5 protein-coding genes are annotated in these 4,134 nt (G+C 63.1%); 2 read left to right on the top strand and 3 right to left on the bottom strand.

The window, feature by feature from the left end; genetic code table 11:
• Nucleotides 1-315 (top strand): hypothetical protein (locus tag ACLQI9_RS29150; RefSeq protein ID WP_442392506.1); only part of this gene is annotated, 315 nt, incomplete at its 5' end.
• A 69-nt stretch (nt 316-384) separates the two neighbouring features.
• Complete coding sequence (locus ACLQI9_RS29145) at nt 385-1,242, top strand: SDR family oxidoreductase (RefSeq protein ID WP_442378451.1); 858 nt, start codon at nt 385-387, stop codon at nt 1,240-1,242.
• Here ACLQI9_RS29145 and ACLQI9_RS29140 read toward each other — a convergent pair whose 3' ends face one another.
• From ACLQI9_RS29140 to ACLQI9_RS29130, 3 genes are all read right to left on the bottom strand, one after another.
• Complete coding sequence (locus ACLQI9_RS29140; RefSeq protein WP_442378450.1) at nt 1,243-1,578, bottom strand: YnfA family protein; 336 nt, start codon at nt 1,576-1,578, stop codon at nt 1,243-1,245.
• A gap of 11 nt (nt 1,579-1,589) precedes the next feature.
• Nucleotides 1,590-2,744, bottom strand: a complete 1,155-nt coding sequence (locus tag ACLQI9_RS29135; protein ID WP_442378449.1) for a cellulase family glycosylhydrolase — start codon at nt 2,742-2,744, stop codon at nt 1,590-1,592.
• A 174-nt stretch (nt 2,745-2,918) separates the two neighbouring features.
• Nucleotides 2,919-4,134 (bottom strand): hypothetical protein (locus tag ACLQI9_RS29130; protein WP_442392505.1); only part of this gene is annotated, 1,216 nt, incomplete at its 5' end.

Below are 4,134 nucleotides of genomic sequence, written 5' to 3'. Positions count from 1 at the left end.
GTGTTCAGCCGCGAAATCTTGCAGTTCATGCGCGATCTGGACACCAAGGAGATCCACGGCTACGAACCGAACTTCGGCTATCGCGTCTACACGGAGAAGGCGATCGAGATGGTGGGCGCATCGGTTGGACTCCCGTCCAACGGCCACGGCGCCACGGAGTCCACGCCTGCGAGCACGCCGGAAAAACCGTCGAAGAAAAAGCCGGCGAAGCGCGGTGGGAACGGTCGCGACAGCAACGTTCCCGAGGTAGGCCAGGACGAGCTGCTCGGCCAGCAGCAGCCCGGCGACGCGGTGCAAGCCGACACGGGCTCCTAGCGCCGACTAGCGCCGACCGTGGATAACCGTGGTTCCACGCCGGAGTTGACACCTGTAACGTCCGTCGGCATGGACAACATCAGGGGTAAGACCATCGTGATCACCGGTGCTGCCCGTGGCATCGGGCATGCCACCGCCAAAGCGCTGTTGGCGCGGGGTGCGCGGGTGGTCATTGGCGACCGGGACGTCGACCTGCTCGAGAGCGCAGTCGCCGGCATGAGCAATCTCGGTTCGGTGTCGGGTCATCCACTCGACGTCACAGACCGAGAATCGTTCGCGGCATTTCTCGACAAGGCCCGCGCCGATGGGGGCGGGCACATTGACGTGCTGATCAACAACGCCGGCGTCATGCCGGTAGGGTCGTTTCTCGAACAGTCGGCGCAGGCGATCCGCTCATCGATTGAGGTCAACTTCTACGGCGTGCTCACCGGCTGCCAACTGGTGCTGCCGGAAATGGTGAAGCGTCGAAGCGGACACATCATCAACATCGCGTCGCTGGCCGGCATGGTCGCGGTACCGGGCCAAATCATCTACGCCGGAACGAAATTCGCCGTGGTGGGGCTGTCCACGGCGATGGCAGACGAATTCGCCCCACACGGCGTCAAGGTCACCGCGGTGCTGCCGACGTTCACCAACACCGAACTGATCTCGGGAACCTCGCCGTCCGCCGCGCAGAAGCCGGTGGAGCCCTCTGAGATCGCCGCGGCGATCGTCAAGGTGCTCGACAAGCCGAAGACCCAGGTGTCGGTGCCCGGTTGGGGGCGGTTGTTCGCCGTTGCGGCCATGCTGTTGTCGGACCGGCGTCGCCGCTGGCTCAACAAGAAGATGGGCAACGACACGGTCTTCCTCAGCCTGGACAGCACGGCGCGCCGGGCTTACGAAGACCGCGCGCAGCACGCGACGGGCGTCGTCGAGCACAAGGATTGATTAGCGCCCGCGGGGGACGTACATAATCACGCCGACGCCGGCCAAACAGACGGCGGCGCCGATGAGGTCCCACCGGTCCGGCCGAAACCCGTCCAGCGCCATGCCCCAGGCCAGCGACCCGGCCACGAACACACCGCCGTAAGCGGCCAGAACGCGACCGAACTGGGGATCGGCTTGAAAGGTGGCGACGAAGCCGTAAGCACCCAAAGCGATCACGCCCAGGCCGGCCCAGATCCATCCCCGATGCTCGCGGACACCTTGCCAGACCAGCCAGGCGCCGCCGATCTCGAACAGCGCAGCGATCGCAAACAGCAGGATCGATCTGGCGACACTCACCTCGATCGGCCTTAACCGGCCGTCGAGGAGGTCAGCATTCTGATGGTCTGAGATTCATCACCCTGGAAAGCCGTTCCATCCGGCCGCAGCAGATCGTGGAACCAGACTGTCGGAATCGACGTGTACGGGTGATCCCAGGAGTCCCACGGAAAGTAGGTCTGGGTTTTTCCGGCGACCAGGCCCCAGTTGATTGCACCAACGTTGTGCCGCTTGGCAATTGGCAGGATGCTCTCGACGGTGCTGCCCTTTGGCCGAGCCATGTACTCGGTGCACAGGATCGGCCGGCCCTGCGGGGCAAGCTCGGCGATCCGGGACTCGAAGGTCGCCGGTTCGGCGTAGGAGTGGAATGTGATCACGTCGGAGTTGGCCAGCTGGATGCCGGCGATTGTGCTGCGGCTCGCGGGATCTGCCCATTCGCCGTCCCACACACCACTGGTCAGCGGTTGACGGGGATCGACCGAGCGTGCCCACGCGAACACCTGCGGAAGCAGCTCCGCGACGCGTTCCAGCTTGTCGGACCGCTCGACGTTGCGGTACTGGTTCGCGGGATTGTCAGGTTCATTCCATAGGTCCCAACCCAAAACCCGTTCATCATTACGGAATTGAGTCAGCACGCCCGTCACATAGTCCTGCATCACGCGGGTGTAGCGGGGATCGTCGATGCGTTCAGCGCCGGGACTCTGCACCCATCCCGAGTTGTGCACCCCGGGAGTTGGCGCGTGCTGACGACCCAGCCTGGGCAACGGATCCCAACACGAGTCGAACAATACGAAGAGTGGCTTGATCCGATGGCGCGCCGCGATGCCGACGAACTGCGCGAGACGTGATTGGAAGCCGCGGGAATCCTGCGCCCACAGTTGATCATGCAGGAAGACCCGCACCGTGTTGAGCCCGTGGAAGCGGGCCCAGCCTAGTTCGGCGTCGATGCGCCGAGGGTCGTAAGTGCCGACCTGAAACATCTCGAGCTGGTTGATCGCATTGGAGGTGATGAAGTTGGCGCCGACGGGCCAACCCTGCGCTTGATACCAACTGTTGGCGCGGTCAGGTGACCACCGACTGGGTTCGGCAGAGGCGCGAGGCGGCTCCGCCGAGGCGCGAGGTGATTGGGCCAGAGCCGCGCCCGCTGCCAGCAGCAGCGGTAGCTTCAGAACCGTACGGCGGTACACGAAATGACGATAAGTTGGCCAAGGCGCTGTTCCCGGTATTCACTCAGCGCGTCGCGCTACTTTGTTGCGGGAATTGTTATCTCGTCGTCACCAAGGGCACTTGGCGGACGCTCGGCGTGTTGACATCGAGCGCCGCGGGTGAGCTGTTACAGTCCGAGATCAGGGGGCTGCTCATCACCCAACGGCAAGCATCCGCTCCAGGGTTAGCGCCTGAGCGCCAGCCAATACTGAGGTTTGTGCAGACGTGGCGATCATCGCCCAACGTCCGGGTACGACGGCGATCTCCTCACATGGCTGTTCCGCAGTTGAGAATTGCGACAATAGCGAGCGGATCTTCTCCGCACTCGCCGTAGCGCCCGGGACGAGAACGCGGGTTGCAGCCCCCACACCGACCGCAGGATAGCGCGCCATGAACTCGCGCAAAAACAAGGCACCCGTTACTTTCGGATTGATGTCCTGGACCGCGGCCACGACGGCATCGCCAAACTTTCCGCCTAAGGTGCCGATGGCAAAGTCAACCCCACAGTGCAGCAAGCCCAGCCGCTGAGTCAGGCCGCCCATCGCGTTTCGCAGCTTCGTGTACACGGCCTTTTCCAGTCCGAGGGCCTCCCAATCTGCCGCGCCCACAAAGATGTTGCCCTTCCAAGCAGTGCCACGCATGAATTGAAGGGTAAGTCCGTCCAACAACTTGCCTGACCGTACGTGAGCTGACGGCGTGGTCAAGACTTGCTCGCCGCCGACGTGTCTCTCTAGGTAACCAACGTGAGCCTCGAGGACCTGATCGCCGCCCAAGTTCCACGCTTTGGTTGCGAGGTCTTCCAGCCGGCGAGTGTCATCGAGCTCAATGTTGGCGACGATGCGACCGCCGTTTCCGCCGTCGGATGGTTTCAGGCAGCCCTGCGACAGCTCGTAGCGTTCCTTCAGCAGCATGCTCGCGCGCACAAGATCATGACTGAAGTCGCGGCGGCTTTCCTGCCACGGGACCGTATAGCCCGGTATTACTGGAAGTGTTGTCCGCAGGGCGTGAAACGCCTCGCTCGCCCGATGCTCCTGGTCGAGTACGAGCTGGGCCGGCTGGTTGGACACGTCGCCGTTGAGGCGGAGCGCGGACTCGACCGTCGGATGCAGCATACGCTTACCGTTCCAGGCTCCGAGACGAGAGTTGTTGGCGTCCACATGAATTCGCTGAAGACCGGCCGCCCGCGCCAACCAGGTAACAAATATTTGGAACTCGGGTTCGAAGTCGTACGGAGACAACACAGCCGAAGGTCGTTCGCGCAGAATCTGGATCATCTGAGCTATCACGGGATCGCGGTCGCCGGCATCGACCGCCCGCCGCAGCAGCGCGTGAGACATGTAGTAGTAGTCGGTATCCGGGAGCGTCAAGCGC

It is taken from the genome of Mycobacterium sp., from assembly GCF_052143115.1.
GTDB lineage: Bacteria > Actinomycetota > Actinomycetes > Mycobacteriales > Mycobacteriaceae > Mycobacterium.
Note: the sequence above shows the minus strand (reverse complement) of the source record. Positions and strands in the feature narration are given on the sequence as shown.

Coding starts and splice junctions, on each gene's coding strand:
- ACLQI9_RS29145 (WP_442378451.1), top strand. CDS start 385: ATGGACAACATCAGGGGTAAGACCATCGTGATCACCGGTGCTGCCCGT.